Source organism: Delftia sp. CH05 (genome assembly GCF_009827015.1).
GTDB classification, from domain to species: Bacteria; Pseudomonadota; Gammaproteobacteria; order Burkholderiales; family Burkholderiaceae_C; genus Comamonas; species Comamonas tsuruhatensis.
The window spans coordinates 1-712 of record NZ_WUMG01000114.1; the positions used below are offsets into that span (position 1 = coordinate 1).

Annotated in this window: 2 protein-coding genes; both read left to right on the top strand. The window is 60.1% G+C overall.

The genetic code is table 11. The features are described from left to right. Positions 1–197 (top strand): flagellin (locus GRX31_RS30440; RefSeq protein WP_272918464.1); only part of this gene is annotated, 197 nt, incomplete at its 5' end. A gap of 323 nt (positions 198–520) precedes the next feature. Further along, positions 521–712: flagellin N-terminal helical domain-containing protein (locus GRX31_RS30445; RefSeq protein WP_442874098.1), on the top strand; the 192-nt coding region annotated here is incomplete at its 3' end.

Here is a 712-nt window from a genome sequence, read left to right on the forward strand (position 1 = left end):
CCCGCTTCGAGAAGGCTGTGGAGAACATCGACATCCAGAACGAAAACATTTCCGCAGCGCGCAGCCGGATCACGGATGCCGACTTTGCCAAGGAAACGGCGAACCTGAGCCGTACGCAGATCCTGCAGCAGGCTGGTACGGCGATGGTGGCCCAGGCCAACCAGCTGCCCCAGCAGGTGCTGAGCCTGCTGCGTTGATGGAGGAGCTTGCTGGCGCCGTCTCGATGAGGGCCAGCGCTGGCAAGCTTGGATGAGTTTGCTTTTTGATGGCAGCCCTGCTCGCGCATGGCTGCCTTTTTTATTTCAGATCGCACTGTCATTCGCCGTGCGTGGCGATTCCTGCACGAAGAGGTGTCGATGCAAGAAAGCGCTAAAGAACTATCGCCATGGCCCGATAACACATTTGTACGGAGCAGGCCTGCAGGCGACAAAGCTGGCAGCAGTGCACATAGACACGGCCGCAAGCCCCGGCAAACCAAGCAAATTCTTCATCCTTACCGTCAGTTCCAAAGGACCCGATCATGGCAATGACCATCAACACCAACGTCGTCTCGATCAACGCGCAGCGCAACCTGGGCCTGTCCGGCAGCTCGCTGGCCACGTCCATGCAGCGCCTGTCCTCGGGCCTGCGAGTCAACAGCGCCAAGGACGATGCAGCCGGGCTGGCCATCTCCGAGCGTATGAGCACTCAGGTGCGTGGTCTGGCGGTGGCC